The organism is Paenibacillus sp. FSL M7-0896 (assembly GCF_037975415.1).
In the GTDB taxonomy this organism is placed as follows: domain Bacteria; phylum Bacillota; class Bacilli; order Paenibacillales; family Paenibacillaceae; genus Paenibacillus_AQ; species Paenibacillus_AQ silagei.
Genome location: NZ_CP150250.1, coordinates 7,107,893 through 7,125,028, shown reverse-complemented (window position 1 = coordinate 7,125,028; position 17,136 = coordinate 7,107,893). Strand labels below are relative to the sequence as shown.

Below are 17,136 nucleotides of genomic sequence, written 5' to 3'. Positions count from 1 at the left end.
CATGCTGGAGCAACTGAAGGAAGAGGTGTACGCGGCCAATCTGGAGCTGCCTAAGCACGGGCTGGTCAAATACACCTGGGGCAATGTGAGCGCGGTGGACCGGGCGAGCAGTCTGTTCGTCATCAAGCCGAGCGGAGTCAGCTATGACAAGATGAAGCCGAGCGATATGGTCGTTGTGGACTTCGATGGCAATGTGGTGGAGGGAGAGATGCGGCCTTCCTCGGATACAGCGACCCACGCTGTACTCTACAAGCACTATGCCGAAATTGGCGGCATCGTGCATACGCATTCCACGTGGGCAACCATCTGGGCTCAGGCCGGACTGGATGTTCCGGTTATGGGCACGACGCATGCAGACACCTTCTATGGTTCTGTACCGTGTACACGGTTCCTGACCCAGGAAGAGATTGACCGCGGTTATGAAGCAGAGACTGGGCATGTGATCATTGAGACTTTTGAACAGCGGGGGCTGGATGTGATGGCGATTCCCGGCGTTCTGCTGAAGGGGCATGCGCCGTTCACATGGGGCAAGGATGCCCACGCTGCTGTCATGAACAGTGTGGTACTGGAGGAAGTGTCCAAGATGAACCACTTCGCCCGCCAGCTGAATACGTTCGCCGAGGAGCTGCCGCAGCGGATTCTGGACAAGCATTATCTGCGCAAGCACGGCAAGGATGCGTATTACGGACAGAAGTAACGACTTTTACCAAACTAATAGAGAAGAGGATGAATGATATGTCAACAGTAAGCGACAAGCAATTCTGGTTCGTCGTAGGATCTCAGCACCTGTATGGAGATGAAGCGCTGGGTGAGGTGAAGGCACATGCCCAGGAAATGACTGATGCGCTCAACAACAGCGGGGTGCTTCCTTATCCGCTGGTATTGCAGGATCTGGCCGTTAGCGCAGACAAAATCACCTCCATCATGAAAGAAGTGAACTATCGTGATGAGGTTGCCGGTGTAATCACCTGGATGCACACCTTCTCCCCGGCCAAAATGTGGATTCGCGGCACGAAGCTGCTGCAGAAGCCGTTGCTTCATCTGGCTACCCAGTACAATGAGAGCATCCCTTGGGCAACGATTGACATGGACTTCATGAACCTGAACCAGGCTGCCCATGGCGACCGTGAGTATGGCTTCATCAATGCCCGCCTGAAGAAGCAGAATAAGGTCGTTGTAGGATACTGGGAACGTCCGGAAGTCCAGAAGCAGATTGCTGAGTGGATGGACGTTGCTGTAGCTTATAACGAAAGCTTCAACATCAAGGTTGCCCGCTTCGGCGACAACATGCGCAACGTCGGCGTTACCGAAGGCGACAAGGTAGAAGCCCAGATCCAGTTCGGCTGGACCGTAGATTACTTCGGCATCGGCGATCTGGTCACTTATGTGAATGAAGTGAAGCAGGAAGAGATCGATGCCCTGTTCGCAGAATATACCAAGCTGTATGCCGTTGATTATGGCACGTACAGCAAGGAAGATTGGGAAGCCAGCGTGAAGGTGCAGGCGAGCTACGAGATTGCCCTTAAGCGCTTCTTGGATGCAGGCGGCTACAATGCCTTCACCTCTAACTTCGAGGACCTGCACGGCATGAAGCAGCTTCCGGGTCTGGCTGTTCAGCGCCTGATGGCCCAAGGCTACGGCTTCGCCGGTGAAGGGGACTGGAAGACTGCGGCCCTGGACCGCCTGATGAAGGTGATGAGCCACAACCTGAACACCGGGTTCATGGAGGATTACACTTACGAAATGGCTGCCGGACAGGAAGCAATTCTCCAGTCCCACATGCTGGAGGTTGATCCGAGCCTGGCCAGCAATCAGCCGAAGATCATCGTATCTCCGCTGGGGATCGGCGACCGTGAAGACCCGGCCCGCCTCGTCTTCGACGGCAAGGCAGGCGAAGGTGTCGTGGTATCGATGGCCGACTTCGGCACCCACTACAAGCTGCTGATCAACGAAGTTACCGCGTTCGAGCCAACCGTTCCGGCTCCGAATCTGCCGGTAGCCCGTGTGCTGTGGCAGGTGAAGCCTAACTTCCAGGACGGAGTCAGAGCCTGGATCGAGAACGGCGGCGGACACCACACCGTTGTATCGCTGAACCTGACTACCGACCAGATCGTTACCTACGCGAAGCTTGTGGGTCTGGAATACGTGATTATTAAGTAATAAGAGTTACTTGTTAAAGTAAACAGCGAGTAGATGTTAAAAAGAGCGAAGGGGCATATAGCCCTCTCGCTCTTTTTGTTTGGCAGGTATGATGAGTACGAAGACCAGTTCCAAAGGACATCTGCCTGCCCCGCCGGAAAGCGTGTGCCAGATGTATGTGAAAAACCGAACACAATGTGCAGCGCGGCGGCTCGTATGCCCAATGTAGGCGAAAAACCGAACACAATGCGGCGGATGGGCGCTCGCGGACCAAATGTAATCGAAAAACCGATTACAATGTGGCGGATGGGCGCGCGCGGACCAAATGTAATCGAAAAACCGATTACAATGTGGCGGATGGGCGCGCGCGGACCAAATGTAATCGAAAAACCGATTACAATGCGGCGGATGGGGGCGCGCGGACCAAATGTAATCGAAAAACCGATTACAATGCGGCGGATGGGCGCGCGCGGACCAAATGTAATCGAAAAACCGATTACAATGCGGCGGATGGGGGGCGCGTGGACCAGTGCCCCTGGTGTCCCTAACGTCCCCGCCCGCCCCGCTCACTTCTTATTCCGCGCACGGTATTGCTGCGGTGTGGCGCCGACGATCCGCTTGAACAGGTTGGAGAAGCTGCCGAGGCTGGTGTATCCGACCTGCTCGGCGATATCGGTGATCTTCAGCTCGGTCTCCTCCAGCAGCTGCTTGGCCTTCTGCAGCCGTTCCTGAATGATCACATCGGAGATCGACAGCCCGGTCTCCTTCTTGAACAGCCGGGAGAGATAGGCCGGGTTCAGGTAGACATAGGCCGCGAGTTCGTCGCGGGTGATCTCCTCGCTTAGACGCGAGCGGATATACTGCCTAATCTTGGACACCGTGGCCGAGGATACGTTATTGCTTGTCTGCAATAAGTGCATTACGGCTCGCAGGCATTCCATCGCCCAGCTCTGGAGCGAAGCGGACTGCTTCGGATAATTTTCCTTATCCATCAAGGGCTTCAGCTCCGCTGAGGCGTGTGCGGATAAGCCTTTTTTGGCGAGAACGGTGTGTACAATGAACAGGATGCCGTGGATAAGCTGGCGGTGCAGCTCACTGGTCCAGCGGCCGGGCCCGATGCCCGAGAACCACAGCGTCACGCGGCGCTCCAGCTCATCCAGCTCGCCAAGCTCCAGGAGGGTCGCCCACTCTCCGAAGATATGCATAGGCGCTGCCTGAGGCACCGGCGCAAGCGGCTGATCTCGGCTATATGCCTGATCCTCCGGTCCGAATACCTGACGCGAACGGTTCAGGTTGCGTTGTTCCCGCTCCGTGACATCCGTGTAAGCGCTCATGATTCCAGACAGAGGGACACCCGCGCTGATGTAAATCGACAGGGAGCAATGCAGCAGCCGTCCGCAGGTATCCAGGAAGGTGCGGCCATTCTGCTCCAGCGTATGCCAGGCGGCGTTCATATCGCCACGCACGTAGATGACCGCCAGATTATGGCCGACCTGATCCTGCAGCACAGTGCCTTCCAGCCCGCTTAGCAGCAGCTCATGGGCCATGTTGCGCAGTGCATATTCCATAATCGTCTCATCCCGTGCGCTAAGGTTCTCCTTCCACTGCTCCAACCCCAGCAGGGCGAGGAAGTAGCGGTCTCCAGGCTGCAGATCCAGATTGTAGGTGTTCGCCGGAAGGGTGAGCGATTCCAGCACGGGCGCTGCCCGCTGGCTGAGAATATCCTGCCAGAACCGTTCCACCAGCAGGGGGAGCTGATGCTCCCACTGTCTCCGGTACTTCTGGATCAGGGCCTCGAACTGCTGCTGCTCTCTCTGCTTGCTGATCTCGAATAGCGCCTCACGGGAGATTTTCATCAATTCCTCATAGTCTACCGGCTTGAGCAGATAATGGAAGGCACCATGATAAATCGCGCGCTGGGCATACTCGAAATCGGCATGGCAGGTCAGCATAATCGTCAGCGTACCGGGAGCGGATTGCTTCACCCAGGCCAGCAGCTCCAGGCCGCTTCTGCCCGGCATTTCGATATCGCAGATCAGCAGGTCTACAGGCTGCTGCTCAAGAACGGCAATCGCCTGGTCTACGTTCTCCGCCAGACAGACATCTGACACGCTAAGCGCGCTCCAATCCACCCCTTGCTGGAGGCCGAGCAAGGCGAAGTATTGGTCGTCAACGATTAGAACTCTGTACATTGAACGTCACAGCTCCTTTTGAACGGGTAGTCTGATTTCCACAACCGCGCCTCCGTCTGGAGCATTGTGGAAGGTAAGCCGTGCCCGGTTGTTATAGAACATCAGCATGCGTCTGTATACGTTCCATATTCCCAGATGGCGGTCTGTCGGCTTGCGCTCATATACGCCATGATTGAGCCTGTCGAGCTGAGCCGCGGAGAAGCCCGGCCCGGAATCGCGGATCTGAATGGCAATGCAGGAATCGCCGCTCTCTCCGGCTTCTTCACTGACTGTGATGCCGACATTGAAGGGCTTCGAATTGTTAATGAAGCCATGCTTGATGGCATTCTCGACGAAGGGCTGGATCAGCAGCGGCGGAATCAGAGTAGACTCAAGCTCCTGCGGAAGCAGCACCTCATAAGACAGCTTGTTCGGATACATGACCATCTGGATCTCAATATAGTTCTGAATATGACCTAGCTCGCTGCGCAGCGGAAGCCAGGCGTCGTTGGTATTCATGATGAACCGGAAGTGGGAGACCAGATGTCCGATCATTTTTTTGATTAGCGCATATTGCTTCAGCTCTACCAGATGAAAGACGATGTTCAAGGAATTCATGAAAAAATGGGGATTGATCTGTGCCTGAAGATGCTTCAGCTCCGCTTGCTGCACCTTCATCTGCTCCTCATACACATCAATCTTGAGATTGCCGATCTGCTCCGCCATCTGGTTGAATTGCATCGTAATGATCTGGAACTCCCTGCTGTTGCCATCCTTCAGCCGGTATTCCAGCTGTCCCTTCCCCAGGATGCGCATCCCGCTGGTCAATTGTTGGATAGGCTTGAACACCAGTCTGCTAAGCAGAGCCAGCAGTATAACCATTACGAGGATAATGACGAAGGGAATCACCTTGATGATCTGCTGGAAGATCGGCAGCTCGTCCAGAATGGATTTCTCGTCGAGCAGGAAAAAAACATTCAGATTGGAATATTGAGAGGGCTTGTCAATCAGCAGATACGAATTGCCGTTACTCAGGCGAATCGAGGCATCCGCACGAGGGTTGGGCTGATTAAGCCGGCTGCGGATGAGCGCAAGATCTTCACTGGCGAACTGGCCCCAGAGTAATTTACCGTCATTGTCGATCATGCCGACCTGTCCGCTGCCCCCGGTAGACTCCAGCTGGGTCAGGGGCTGGGCCAGAGAATCGATGCTGACCAGTACCCCCATGAGAAGCCGGCCGCTCTTGTCCGGCAGCACCTTGAATAACACCGGCTCTCCGCCGAGGGTCACGGTCTCCCACTTCAGGGAGGCCTGGAGATTAGGGGTCTTGAGGTGTGAAGACAGCCCCGAGGCAATCATCTCCTTCTCTTGGTAATACTCTTTCTGGCTGCTCAGGAAGAGTTCATCCCGGTCCTGATGGTAGACGAAGACACTGCGGATAATGGTATAGTAGCTGACATCGCTGTACCACTGGTCCATCAGCTTACGGATGGACAGATAATAATTGACGCTGTCGGGACCGCTGTCGGAATAGAGCTCCAGCAGCATGTTTTCATTGGCCGTACGCAGCAGATAATGGCTGGTCTGCTCCAGCAGCTCATCGAGCGTACCTAAGTGCAGGGTCAACGTGTCCGAAGCGGACTTCGCAACCTTCTCCCGGACAATGTTGGTGGAATAGAGGTTGGTGTAGGAGAGAAAGAGGAACAGCGGCGTGACCAGCAGCAGGACAAGGGCACTCACTTTGAATCGCAATGATAGTTTCACAGTCTTCCCCCTTATCCTTAGGTACATTTACACGCTGAGCGGCAGGAAAGGGGAAGGACGGCAGCCGTCCTTCCCCTTAGCTTAAAATACAAGAATTTGTATGTTCCACACGACAACTTATCCTTATATTTCTCGCTGAAACGGGTGCCGTCCTTAAAAGGACGGCATCGTCGTTTCCACTTGTTTGTTTAGGATTGTTTGGCCTTCCAGGCATCGTATTGCTTCTGAACCTCGGCGCGGATCTCTTCAATGCCGTTAGCCTTAAGCTTCTTATTGTACTCCGTAAGCACCTTATCTACACCCAGGCTGCCCGTTTCCAGCAGCGGGCGGAATTCCTTGATAATGTTGCTGACCACGGAGACCTGTGTTTTGACAGCGTCGGTATTGAAGTTGAAGCCGAAGGACTTCACCTTATGGGCGCTCTCGTTATAAGCCTTGAATTTCTCCCACTTGTCGGCGCTTTCGCCTTCCCACAGATAGGTTATGGTCTGGTTACCAAACATCCATTCAATGCCCGGCGCCCAGCCGGTATCGGCACGGGTAGCAATGCCGTCAGGCAGCTTGATGAAGTTGTCCTTGCCTTCCACCTTAACATACTGCCGTCCTTCTACGCCGAAGTCAATCAGGTTGACCAGAACCGGGTCGGTATGCAGCAGGTTCAGCAGCATCATCGTCCGCTCCGGATCAATGGAGGTACGCCCGATCGCCATCATGGAGTTGCTGACGCTGGCCGTACTGATCTCAGGCTCATTGCCCTTCAGCTTCACCAGCTCAATGCCGGTGGCGATGGAGTCTTCCTTGTCGGAGTCCGGTTTGTCTGAACCGAACTTCATCCAGGTCTTGCCGGCCTTGAAAGCGTCTTCAGTACTGGTTTTGGTCGTTGCAGCATCTTTATTGATGTAGCCTTTGCTGAACCAGTCGCCGTAGAGCTTCATCCGGTAGATTGCGGTGTCGGACTCCATGGAGCTGATCACCATCTTATCAGTCTTGGTATCCAGTACGATTCCGGCAGGTGCGCCGGCCACCAGCTCATAACGGAAGTTCTCCTTCATGCTCTCTCTGGTCTTGTCGAAGTAGCCCAGGGTATCCGAGCCGCTGCCGGAGAGCCAGATCGGCGCAATAGCCGGTTCCTTCTCCTTGATCGTCTGCAGCCATGGTTCCAGATCCTCCAGCGTCTCAATCGAGTTCACATCGAATCCGTATTTATCTACCAGATCCTTGCGGAACATAATGGTATGGCTCTCACCAATTTCCTTATTGGTAGGAATCGCATAGATTTTGCCGTCTACGGTTCCGCCGTCAAGGAAGCGGGGATCAAGGGTCTCCTTGATGCCTTGTCCATATTTGGCTAACAGATCATCCAGCGGAAGGAACGCGCCCTTGGCTACGTTATTGGCGAAGTCTGCCCAGTTGGGGGCGAAGGTCAGATCGACCTGTTCACCGGACTGGTAAGCCAGTGCCATCTTCTCGGCCCAGGAGGACCAAGGGAGTCCCTGGAAGTCAATCTCGGCGTTGATTTTCTCTTTGAGATACTTATTGATCTCATCTACAACCGCCTTGGTATCATTCTGCGGGAAATTCCCGACCGTGTAAACTTTCAGCTTCCGGAACGTTGAGGTATCAGGATTCGTGCTGCCTTCCGTGCCTGCTGTTGCGGCGGCTGCTGTCGATTCTGCCTTGGACGGGGCGGATGCACCTGAATTGCCCCCGCCGCATCCGGTAATGCCCAGTATCACGGCAGTCAGAGCGGCAAGCACCGTGCCTGAGCTTCTTGTTGTTCTCATTTGTATGAACCTCCTCGAATGATAATTAGATCATATATTCTAACCGGCATTTACGCCAGAGCTAGACCGCTTAACCTTTGATTGCCCCTATAGTAAGGCCCTTGGTGAAGTACTTCTGGAAGAACGGATAGATGAACAGAATCGGACCAATCGACAGCACGACCATAGCCATCCGCAGACTTTCGGTCGGAACGGATTCCTGTACCATCAGGGCGACACCGCTGCCGGCAAGCTGGGTTTTGAAGAATTCCGCCTGGCGGATCATCTGAATCATGACGTATTGCAGGGAGAACTTGTCGGTGTCATTAATGAATAGCATGGAGTTGAACCAGTCATTCCAATACATCAGCGTAGTGAACAGACCGATCGTAGCCAGAACAGGCAGGGAGATCGGAAGCACAAGCTGGAAGAATATCCGCCATTCCGAGGCCCCGTCAAGCTTGCCGGATTCAATCATCTCCTCCGGGATCGTCTGCTGGAAGAAGGTACGGGTGATGAAGATATAGAAGGCATTGGACAGGCCGGGCAGGATCAGCGCAACCAGCGAGTCCTTCAGATCGAGATAGTTCACGTACAGCAGATAGAAGGGGACAAGCCCTCCCGAGAACAGCATGGTGATCAGCAGGTAGAAGTTGAAAGTTTTTTTAAAGGGAAAATCCTTCCGGTAAAGCGGGTACGCATATAGCGCAATCAGCAGCACGGCCAGAACAGTCCCGATAATGGTAACGGTCAGGCTGACGCCATACGCCTTAACCAGTGTCTCCGAATGCTTGAACAGATATTGGTACGCAGACGCGTCGATATGATCGGGCCAGAACTTGTAACCCTGCAGCGTCAAGGCCTTCTCGTTGGTTAAGGAGATGGCGACAATGAGCAGGATCGGCAGAATACATGCCAGGCTGAAGGCGATGAAGAACACATTCAGAATAATCTGGGCGGTATTGGAGCCTTTGGTATAAGGGTTGCTTCGGGATGCAGTAGTCATTAGAATCCTCCGTTTCTAGAAAAGCGCCGTATCGCGGTTCAGCTTGCGGGCCAGAGCGTTCGCGCCGATGACCAGGAAGAAGCCGACGACTGATTGATAGAAGTTCGCTGCTGAGGACATCCCCAGGTCGTTGAGCTGGATCAGGCCCCGGTAGACATAGGTGTCGATGACGTCCGTAGTTGAGCGCAGCGCACCGGAGTCCAGGGTCACATGGTAGAACAGCCCGAAGTCAGAGCGGAAGATGCCGCCCATGTTAAGAATCGTGAGAATGACCATGATCGGCGTGAGCAGCGGCAGGGTAATCTTGGTGATCTGCTGCCATTTGCTGGCGCCGTCCATCACCGCAGCTTCGTACAGCTCTTCACTGATGCCGGTGATGGCTGCAAGGTAGATGACGCTGCCGATCCCGATGGAGTGCCACATTTTGGTGATCCACAGAATGTAAGGCCATGCGTTAGGATGCATATAGGCATTCACTGAGGAGTAGCCGAACATTGGCAGAATATGCTTGACCAGGAAGCCGTACTCCGGGTGCAGGAAGGCATAGACGATGAAGCTGACCACGACCATGGACAGGAAGTTCGGCATAATCATGACGGTCTGGAAGAACTTCGAAGCCAGCTTGTTACGCACCTCATTGATCGCAATCGCCAGCGAGACGGAGAGAATGAGGCCTGAGATAATGAAGACCACATTGTAACCCACGGTGTTGATCGTCACCCGCAGGGCGTCAGAGGTAGCGAACAGGAACCGGAAGTTATCGAGCCCGGCCCAGGGACTGCCCATAATGCCGTCAATGTAGTTGATGTTCTTGAAGGCAATGAATAATCCGAACATCGGAATATAGCAGTTGATGAAAAAAATAATCGAGGTGGGCAGCAGCATCAGCAGCAGCACCCGGTATCGCACGATATTGTGCAGCAGACGGCCGAAACGGCCCTGGGGCTGTGTCGCTAACTTGGTGTTCAAAGCTTGTGGTACGGGATTTGCCATAAGTTCTAACCTCACTCTACTTGTTCTGGATGAACTTATTATAGTAGAGCGGATGAACCGAATTCTCTCTTGCAAATGACCCTGTTTATTCAAAAATGACTTTGTGCAAGTAGGATGTTATTCTGCGCTCCTGTCACAAAATAGCAGCAAGGGAACGTTATACCTGTATATTCTTAATAAGCAAAGGAGAGAAACTATGTACACGATCAGCTTAAATACGATGAAGAAAGCAATTATAGCAACAGCAGTAACCGCTGTACTCGGAGGGACAGTTGTCGGCGGGGGATTCACTGTACCCGTAGCGGCGGCAGCCAATGTCAACAAGGATGCTAAGGCTGACAGCGCGTTCGCGGCCAGCGACAACGCCACTCTGAAGGCTATTTTCCAGAAAGGGCTTGCTGCTGCTCCGAATCAGGCCGTGACTCAGGAGGGGGTAACCCTGACACTAACCGATCTGATCTATGACAGTAATCAACTTATCGCAGGCATCCGGCAGGAGGGAGGGACGGTGGACAAGAACGGTTCTTTCATGGACCAGACCAGGAATGTGGACGTGTTAATCAATGGGAAAAAGCTGCTGTTTGATACTTCCATCATTCCCAATTTGGAAGATACGGACACAGCCTTGATCTATTTGAGTAAGGGAGCCATGAAGCAGCAAATCCCGGACAAATTCGACCTGACGCTGAAGGCATACGCCAACGGGGTGAAGGAGCCGTTTATTTTCAAAGTTCAAGTGAACAAGCTGGGGACCCTGTTAAGCCTGAAGCCGGGCGTCTCCAAGAAGAACAACAAATTCAATTATACGGTGAATTCCTTCGAGATGACCGCGTTAACGATGTCTCTGCAGGTGACCTTTAAGGGTGAAGTTCCGGCAGCGGCCAAGTCCAAGGTGAACAACCCGGAAAGAATGTTATATGACCTTGTGGACGAGAAAGGAAATGTGATCTCGCCGTGGGGCAAGCCGTTTGAGAAAGTCCGGACAAGCGGTACCGAGGAACAGAACTATAGTGCATTCCCAGCCGTTCCGAAGTCCATTAGCGTTAAGCCTTTTACGTATTCCAAAGATGCCAGCGGGAAGATGCTCAAAGACAAGCAGGGCCAGTGGGCTAAAACTTATTATAAAGACCTGGAAACCAAAATTACGGTTAAATAACGTGCAATGAAGCAGTGCAGGACACCCGGCGATGACCACGAGAGTAACAAATGATATTGACAGAAGTCTGGACTGTGCATAGAATTGAAAAATATTTACATGAAGTCAGCTTCAAATAATTGAATATTCGCAAGCTATGAAGGCTATGGATCACACTATAGCTGGAGCAGCTTCTGGAGAGACTGCGGGAGACCGCAGCGCCGAAGGGTTCACAATCTCAGGCAAAAGGACAGAAGAGTACCGGATTTGTTTTTTGCCGTGCGGTTTAGCCGCTGCTGCAGAAGCTTATTTGGAACTTCTTATGAACCGGGAGATTGGATGATATCCAGTCTCCTTTTTGTTATGGGGTCCCCGCAAAGTATCTGAGTAATCATCGGAGCGGAATCTCCACTTTGTGGGGTTATTGTGCGTTACCCGGCAGGACAGCGTCATATACACTAAGGGGGAAACAGGTATGGCACAGACAGAATTAAAAAGAGAGCTTGCGAACCGGCATGTTCAGCTTATCGCTATCGGAGGTACGATCGGCACAGGATTATTCCTGGGCTCAGGCAAGGCGATTCAGCAGGCCGGGCCTTCCATTATGCTCACGTATCTGATCGTGGGGATTGCCGTCTTTTTTGTGATGCGGGCGCTGGGGGAGCTGTTGCTCTCGAAGGCGGGGTATCAATCTTTTACAGATATTGCTGAGGATTACTTGGGGCCGCGCGCGGCATTCATTACAGGCTGGACTTACTGGTTCTGCTGGATTATGACGGCGATGGCCGATGTGATTGCGGTGGGCGTCTATGTGCAGTACTGGTTCGATATTCCGCAGTGGGTGCCGGCCGTGATCTGCCTGATCATTCTGCTCGGGCTAAATCTGCTCACGGTCAAAAGCTTCGGCGAACTCGAATTCTGGTTTGCTCTGATCAAGGTGGTTACGATTCTGGCTCTGATCGGCCTGGGGATTGTCCTGCTGGTGACCCAGTTCAAGACGGATGCAGGCGCAGTGTCGGTCCGCAATCTCTGGGAGCACGGGGGCGTGTTCCCGAACGGGGTGAAGGGCTTCCTGTTCTCCTTTCAGATGGTGGTATTCGCCTATGTCGGCGTGGAGCTGGTGGGGGTATCGGCAGCGGAGACGGCTAATCCTGAGAAAAACATCCCGTCCGCGATCAACAAAATTCCGCTGCGGATTCTCTTCTTCTATGTCGGCGCGCTCTTCGTGCTGCTGTGCATTAATCCCTGGACCCAGCTTAGCGCAGCTGAAAGTCCGTTCGTGCGCACCTTCAGTCTGGTCGGGATTCCGGTTGCTGCGGGGATTATCAATTTCGTTGTCTTAACCTCGGCGGCCTCCGCCTGCAACAGCGGGATGTTCTCGACCAGCCGGATTCTCTACAATCTGAGCAGACGGAATCAGGCCTCGCCTCAGCTTGGCAAGCTGAACCGGAATCATGTGCCTGCGAATTCCTTATTCCTCTCCACGCTGGTGATCTCTGCCGGGGCACTGCTCAGCAAGCTTATTCCGGGTCAGGCCTTCGGCATCGTGACTACGATCAGCGCCATTTGCTTCATCTGGGTCTGGGGCGTTGTGCTGGTCTGCCATATCAAGTATAAAAGGAACCGCCCGGACTTACATGCCGCTTCCAAATTTAAAGCACCGTTCACCCCGGTAATTAACTATGCTGTCCTGACGCTGTTTGCCGCCATTCTTGTGATCATGCTCTTTGCTGCCGAGACCCGTCCGGCGCTGCTGTTCACCCCGCTCTGGTTCATCCTGCTGTTCGTTCTGTATTCCATTAGAAGCCGTAAGGAGAAAAGTGAACAGGAAATCAGTATAATCAATACATAAACTGATTTCAGGATGAAGAGGGTGCAGCCGCCGCATGAACAAGACAGACCGCATGTTAGCCATCGTACTGGAGCTGCAGCGCAAAGGGGTCGTACGGGCAGAGGATCTGGCGTCCGTCTTCGAGACTAGCGTAAGAACCATCTACCGCGATATCCAGGCGCTTAGTGAAGCCGGAGTGCCGGTGGTAGGCGCTACGGGTCAGGGATATTCACTGGTAAAAGGGTATTTCCTGCCCCCGGTCAGCTTCACCGCCGAGGAGGCAGTGACCCTGCTGATCGGGACGGATTTCGTGGAGCAGCGGTTCGACACTCAGTATGGTAACCAGGCCTCCGCAGCAGGGAGGAAGATTGAAGCGGTTCTGCCGGAGGATGTCAAGGAGAATGCCGCCCGGCTCCGCCAGAGCATCCTGCTGCTGAATACCAGTAAAGATAAGCTGCACGGACAGGAAAAGGAGTACATGGAGCAGATCCGACGCGCGATTCTGGAGCAGCGGAAGATCGGCTTTGGGTATACAAAGGGCAGACAGGAAGCTGACGGAAGTCACCGCAGTGTCCGAACCGCCTCGCCGTATGGACTTGTCTTGAACAGAGGCGCATGGACCCTGGTGGCCTGGTGCGGGCTGCGGCAGGAGATCCGTCATTTCCGCTTATCCAGAATGAGTGAGCTTACCATTCTGGATGACCGGTTCGAAGCGCCTGCGGATTTCGATCTGCACGAGTACCAGCCGGAGGATGACCGTCATGTACGTGTGTGCATTTTGGTTCAGCCGGAGATTGCGGGCAAGGCGGCTGAATCCGGGAACTATTATCTGGAGGCAGTGGAGGACCAGGCAGATGGCAGGCATATGATCTTCCGTGTGCGCCAGCCCGAGGACCTGCTGCAATGGGTGCTTGGCTGGGGAGCGGGGGCGGTTGTCCTGGAGCCGGAAGCCTTGCGGAGGCTTGTGCGGGAGGAAGCGGCGAGAATGCTGGAACGCTACTGACATAACGTTGTCAGGAGAGGTTGTGTATATTCAGAACAGACCTTAAGAATAAAGGAGCTGCCTGAATATTATGAATATGAATATGAAGACAACAGAAGCCTTACAGCAGTTTGAGAAGACTGCCCATCACTATCTTATGGAATTAGATATCTTCAGTATGGAGCAGCTGCTGCGGCAGCCTGCCGAGGGAGAGTGGTCTCTCGGGCAGATGGTCCAGCATTTGATACAATCGGCGCTGTACATGCAGCTCCGTAATATCGATCAGTGTCTGGCCGGGAACGGGGAAGCGGCGGGGAATGAAGCAGAGATGACGCCGGAGGGTAAAGCGATTTTTGCCGGGGGCAGCTTCCCGCCTGTACGCGTTCATGTTCCGCCGTCACCGCAGTACACGCCGGTACAGCCGGAGAGCAAGGAGCAGTTGATCCAGGGTCTGCACACCGTGATGGACCGTATGCGGGAGACCCTGCCGAAGCTTGCGCAGGCACCTGAGCACAGCACTGTCCCTCATCCCCGCCTCGGCCCTTTGAATGCAACCGAATGGTATCTGCTGATCGAGATGCACTACCGCCACCACTTGCTTCAGCTGGATCGGTTGAAGGATGCAATAGGGGCAGGAGTACAATAGAGTTAAGCCGCAATGAGCGAAGGAAAGCCGAAGCCTGTCAGCAATAGACTGACGGGTTCCGGCTTTTTTAGTTGAAAAACCGCACAATGGTCACGCCGATGGCGCGCGGGCCAGATGTGGTCGAAAAACCGCCCACAATGGTCACGCCGATGGCGCGCGGGCCCAATGTGGTCGAAAAACCGACCACACTGGTCACGTCGAAGGCGCGCGGGCCAGATGTGGTCGAAAAACCGACCACAATCGGCACGCCGAAGGCGCGCGGGCCAAATGTGGTCGAAAAACCGACCACACTGGTCACTTCGAGGGCGCGCAGACCAAATGTGGTCGAAAAACCGACCACAATGGTTACGCCGATGGCGCACGAGCCAAATGTGGTCGAAAAACCGCCCACAATGGTCACGCCGATGGCGCGCGAGCCAGATGTGGTCGAAAAACCGCCCACACTGGTCACGCCGAAGGCGCGCAGACCAAATGTGGTCGAAAAACCGACCACAATGGTTACGCCGATGGCGCACGAGCCAAATGTGGTCGAAAAACCGCCCACAATGGTCACGCCGATGGCGCGCGGGCCAGATGTGGTCGAAAAACCGCCCACAATGGTCACGCCTGCAGGTAGGCGAAGAAAATGTGGGTGCTGCTTGAAGCACCAGCATCCTTCACCCGTCAGGCTGATGCTGTGCTTATAAATCAATTTTTAATTATTCATTTTTGAATAAAGGAGGTTTGTCGCAAAATGTCGAACTTAACTCAAGATTTCACTGTACCGTGAAGCTACCTGAAATAGAAGGAGAACCGCATCTATGAAAAACATCGTCCGCTCCCTTGAAGAACTAATGAATCTGGCACCCATTCTGAAAGCTGCTTTTCCTTACGATATCTCAATTGCCATCTGCGACACAGAGAAGTTCCTTGCCTATTACCCCGGTGATTCCATTGATCTGGGCATCCGGGCAGGGCAGATCATTCAGGCAGATGAGCCTCTGTATCATGCGCTGAAGCAGGATGAATACTCGGTGGCTAATGTCCCCAGGGAATATTACGGGTATGAATTTGTGGGTACGGTTCTGCCGGTACATGGGGAGGATGAGGAGGTCTGTGGGGCGGTATGTATTCAGGTACGCAGGCAGATGGAGCTGCGGGAGATCGCGGACCGGATGGCGCTGTCCCTGAATCAGGCCAATGCGCGGATTAGCCAGGTCGCGGACGGCTCAGGCCTGCTTGCCGATTATTCGCAGAAGCTGCTGATTCAATCGGATGCAACGGCTTATAGTGTCCGTAAAAGCAGTGAGGTTCTGGCGGTGCTGAGGAAGGTGGCCGACCAGACGAACCTGCTTGGCATTAACGCGGCGATTGAAGCCGCCCATGCCGGGGAAGCGGGGCCGGGGCTTCGACGTTGTGGCTAAGGAGATCCGCAGATTCTCGAAGGAAACCGAGCAATCGGCGCAGCGGATCAGGGATACCCTGAGTGAGATTCAGTCGGCCATGCAAGGGATCAGTCAAGCCATAGGCCAGATTGCGTCCGTCGGGCAGGAGCAGGCGGCTTCCACGCATGAGATCTCCAGCTTCATTGAGGAGATCCGGGCAATGTCTGAGCAGTTGAACGAGTTCGCGCAGAAGCTGTAAGGCTTGAGCGGAGAGGAAGCTGCCTGCATCGGTCCGCGAATTTTACAGATGTGCGATCAATGTGGCCGCCAGCGCCAGAAAGGCCGGGAGGCCTTGCATCAGCAGGATGGATCGCTTGGAGGTAAGTCCGCCGTAGATGGCCGCAACCGCCACACAGATCAGGAAGAACAATTGCAGCTGGTAACCGAAGTCCGCGCTTGGATGCAGCAGCCCCCAGATTAGACCGGCTGCGAGGAAGCCGTTATATAAGCCCTGATTGGCTGCCAGCGATTTCGTCTCCTGTGCGAAGGCGGGGGTCAATCCGAACGCCTTCTGTGCTCTCGGGGTGGTCCACAGGAACATCTCCAGTACAAGTATGTACACATGCTCTAGTGCTACTAAGGCAACAAGAATTAAACTTACAGTCATCATAAGAAGTCCCTCTTTTCAAGTGATAGGAATTTAAGTAATGTGAATCTGTGACGTTAGTGTCTCATGGATTTTCATTGTGCAAAATATAATTTTACAAACCTAAATATAACCAAATACTTGCCTTTTGTCAATTTATTGCATCCATATTGTAAGGGAGGAAGGAAATGTACATCAGAACACTGGCCCCCTCGGACGCCGAAAGCTACCGGGCGCTTCGTTTGCAGTCGCTGCAGCAGCACCCGGAAGCTTTCCTTAGCTCTTATGATTCGGAAGCGAAGCTGTCTATCGAGACTACCCGGATTAGGCTGGATTCCTCCGATGAGCATTTCACCCTGGGCGCCTTCTTGGAGGGGGAGCAGAGGCTGGCGGGAATGGCAACCTTGTTCCGGGAGAGCAGGCTCAAGATTCAGCACAAAGCTAATGTCTATGCAGTATATGTAGATCCGGCTGCCCGCAAACATGGCGTGGGCCGCGCGCTGATGCTGGAGCTGATTGCGCGGGCGAAGGGCGCGCCGGGGATGGAGCAGCTTACGCTGACCGTAACCTCCAGTAATCTGTCTGCCAAAAGGCTCTACGAATCCCTTGGATTCGTCTGCTACGGCACAGAGCCAAGGGCGATGAAGCTTGACGGCGAGTATCTGGACGAGGATCTGATGGTGCTGCTGCTGTAAA

Annotated in this window: 16 protein-coding genes and 1 riboswitch; of the genes, 10 read left to right on the top strand and 6 right to left on the bottom strand. The window is 53.9% G+C overall.

What is annotated here, in order from left to right; genetic code table 11:
* Nucleotide 1: 1 nt before the first annotated feature.
* Together MKY12_RS30835 and araA are read left to right on the top strand one after the other, a co-directional pair.
* Nucleotides 2-697 (top strand): L-ribulose-5-phosphate 4-epimerase, encoded by a 696-nt coding sequence (locus tag MKY12_RS30835; protein ID WP_339252316.1) that lies wholly within the window; start codon nt 2-4, stop codon nt 695-697.
* A gap of 38 nt (nt 698-735) precedes the next feature.
* Nucleotides 736-2,160 carry an L-arabinose isomerase gene (araA, locus tag MKY12_RS30830; protein WP_339252314.1) on the top strand — a complete coding sequence of 475 codons (1,425 nt, stop codon included), beginning with the start codon at nt 736-738 and terminating at the stop codon, nt 2,158-2,160.
* Between the two features lie 545 nt (nt 2,161-2,705).
* Here araA and MKY12_RS30825 read toward each other — a convergent pair.
* From MKY12_RS30825 to MKY12_RS30805, 5 genes are all read right to left on the bottom strand, one after another.
* Entirely contained in the window at nt 2,706-4,331 is a 1,626-nt protein-coding gene (locus tag MKY12_RS30825) for a helix-turn-helix domain-containing protein (RefSeq protein WP_339312116.1), read from the bottom strand.
* Nucleotides 4,332-4,337: 6 nt separating this feature from the next.
* Nucleotides 4,338-6,074: a histidine kinase gene (locus tag MKY12_RS30820; protein WP_339312115.1), complete on the bottom strand. Its 1,737-nt coding sequence runs from the start codon at nt 6,072-6,074 to the stop codon at nt 4,338-4,340.
* Between the two features lie 188 nt (nt 6,075-6,262).
* On the bottom strand, nt 6,263-7,858 hold the full coding sequence (locus tag MKY12_RS30815) for an ABC transporter substrate-binding protein (protein WP_339312114.1): 1,596 nt from the start codon (nt 7,856-7,858) through the stop codon (nt 6,263-6,265).
* A gap of 70 nt (nt 7,859-7,928) precedes the next feature.
* The gene (locus tag MKY12_RS30810) at nt 7,929-8,843 is read right to left on the bottom strand and encodes a carbohydrate ABC transporter permease (RefSeq protein WP_339312113.1); all 915 of its coding nucleotides are present in this window, start codon (nt 8,841-8,843) and stop codon (nt 7,929-7,931) included.
* Between the two features lie 15 nt (nt 8,844-8,858).
* Nucleotides 8,859-9,812 carry an ABC transporter permease subunit gene (locus tag MKY12_RS30805; protein ID WP_245367905.1) on the bottom strand — a complete coding sequence of 318 codons (954 nt, stop codon included), beginning with the start codon at nt 9,810-9,812 and terminating at the stop codon, nt 8,859-8,861.
* A 220-nt stretch (nt 9,813-10,032) separates the two neighbouring features.
* Here MKY12_RS30805 and MKY12_RS30800 point away from each other — a divergent pair, with 220 nt between their 5' ends.
* The 7 genes from MKY12_RS30800 to MKY12_RS30770 all read left to right on the top strand — a co-directional run bounded on the left by MKY12_RS30800 (nt 10,033) and on the right by MKY12_RS30770 (nt 16,053).
* A complete protein-coding gene (locus tag MKY12_RS30800; protein WP_339312111.1) occupies nt 10,033-10,992 on the top strand; it encodes a DUF5643 domain-containing protein in 960 nt (319 codons plus the stop codon).
* Nucleotides 10,993-11,155: 163 nt separating this feature from the next.
* Nucleotides 11,156-11,235: riboswitch (glycine riboswitch) on the top strand.
* Between the two features lie 211 nt (nt 11,236-11,446).
* Nucleotides 11,447-12,823, top strand: coding sequence for an amino acid permease (locus tag MKY12_RS30795; protein ID WP_339312109.1), 1,377 nt, complete (start codon nt 11,447-11,449; stop codon nt 12,821-12,823).
* A gap of 34 nt (nt 12,824-12,857) precedes the next feature.
* Nucleotides 12,858-13,805 carry a YafY family protein gene (locus MKY12_RS30790; protein WP_339312107.1) on the top strand — a complete coding sequence of 316 codons (948 nt, stop codon included), beginning with the start codon at nt 12,858-12,860 and terminating at the stop codon, nt 13,803-13,805.
* A gap of 82 nt (nt 13,806-13,887) precedes the next feature.
* Nucleotides 13,888-14,430, top strand: coding sequence for a DinB family protein (locus tag MKY12_RS30785; RefSeq protein WP_339312105.1), 543 nt, complete (start codon nt 13,888-13,890; stop codon nt 14,428-14,430).
* Nucleotides 14,431-14,528: 98 nt separating this feature from the next.
* Entirely contained in the window at nt 14,529-15,116 is a 588-nt protein-coding gene (locus MKY12_RS30780; RefSeq protein ID WP_339312103.1) for a hypothetical protein, read from the top strand.
* 114 nt (nt 15,117-15,230) lie between these two features.
* Nucleotides 15,231-15,833: a methyl-accepting chemotaxis protein gene (locus MKY12_RS30775; protein WP_339312101.1), complete on the top strand. Its 603-nt coding sequence runs from the start codon at nt 15,231-15,233 to the stop codon at nt 15,831-15,833.
* Nucleotides 15,826-16,053, top strand: a complete 228-nt coding sequence (locus MKY12_RS30770; RefSeq protein WP_339312099.1) for a hypothetical protein — start codon at nt 15,826-15,828, stop codon at nt 16,051-16,053. Before MKY12_RS30775 ends, MKY12_RS30770 begins: the two co-directional genes overlap by 8 nt.
* 42 nt (nt 16,054-16,095) lie before the next feature.
* Here the strand turns inward: MKY12_RS30770 and MKY12_RS30765 are convergent, their stop codons facing one another.
* On the bottom strand, nt 16,096-16,464 hold the full coding sequence (locus tag MKY12_RS30765) for a DUF1304 domain-containing protein (protein WP_036722850.1): 369 nt from the start codon (nt 16,462-16,464) through the stop codon (nt 16,096-16,098).
* A 164-nt stretch (nt 16,465-16,628) separates the two neighbouring features.
* On the opposite strand from MKY12_RS30765, the gene MKY12_RS30760 reads away from it, so the two are divergent.
* Nucleotides 16,629-17,135, top strand: a complete 507-nt coding sequence (locus MKY12_RS30760; RefSeq protein WP_339312098.1) for a GNAT family N-acetyltransferase — start codon at nt 16,629-16,631, stop codon at nt 17,133-17,135.
* Nucleotide 17,136 lies beyond the last annotated feature (1 nt).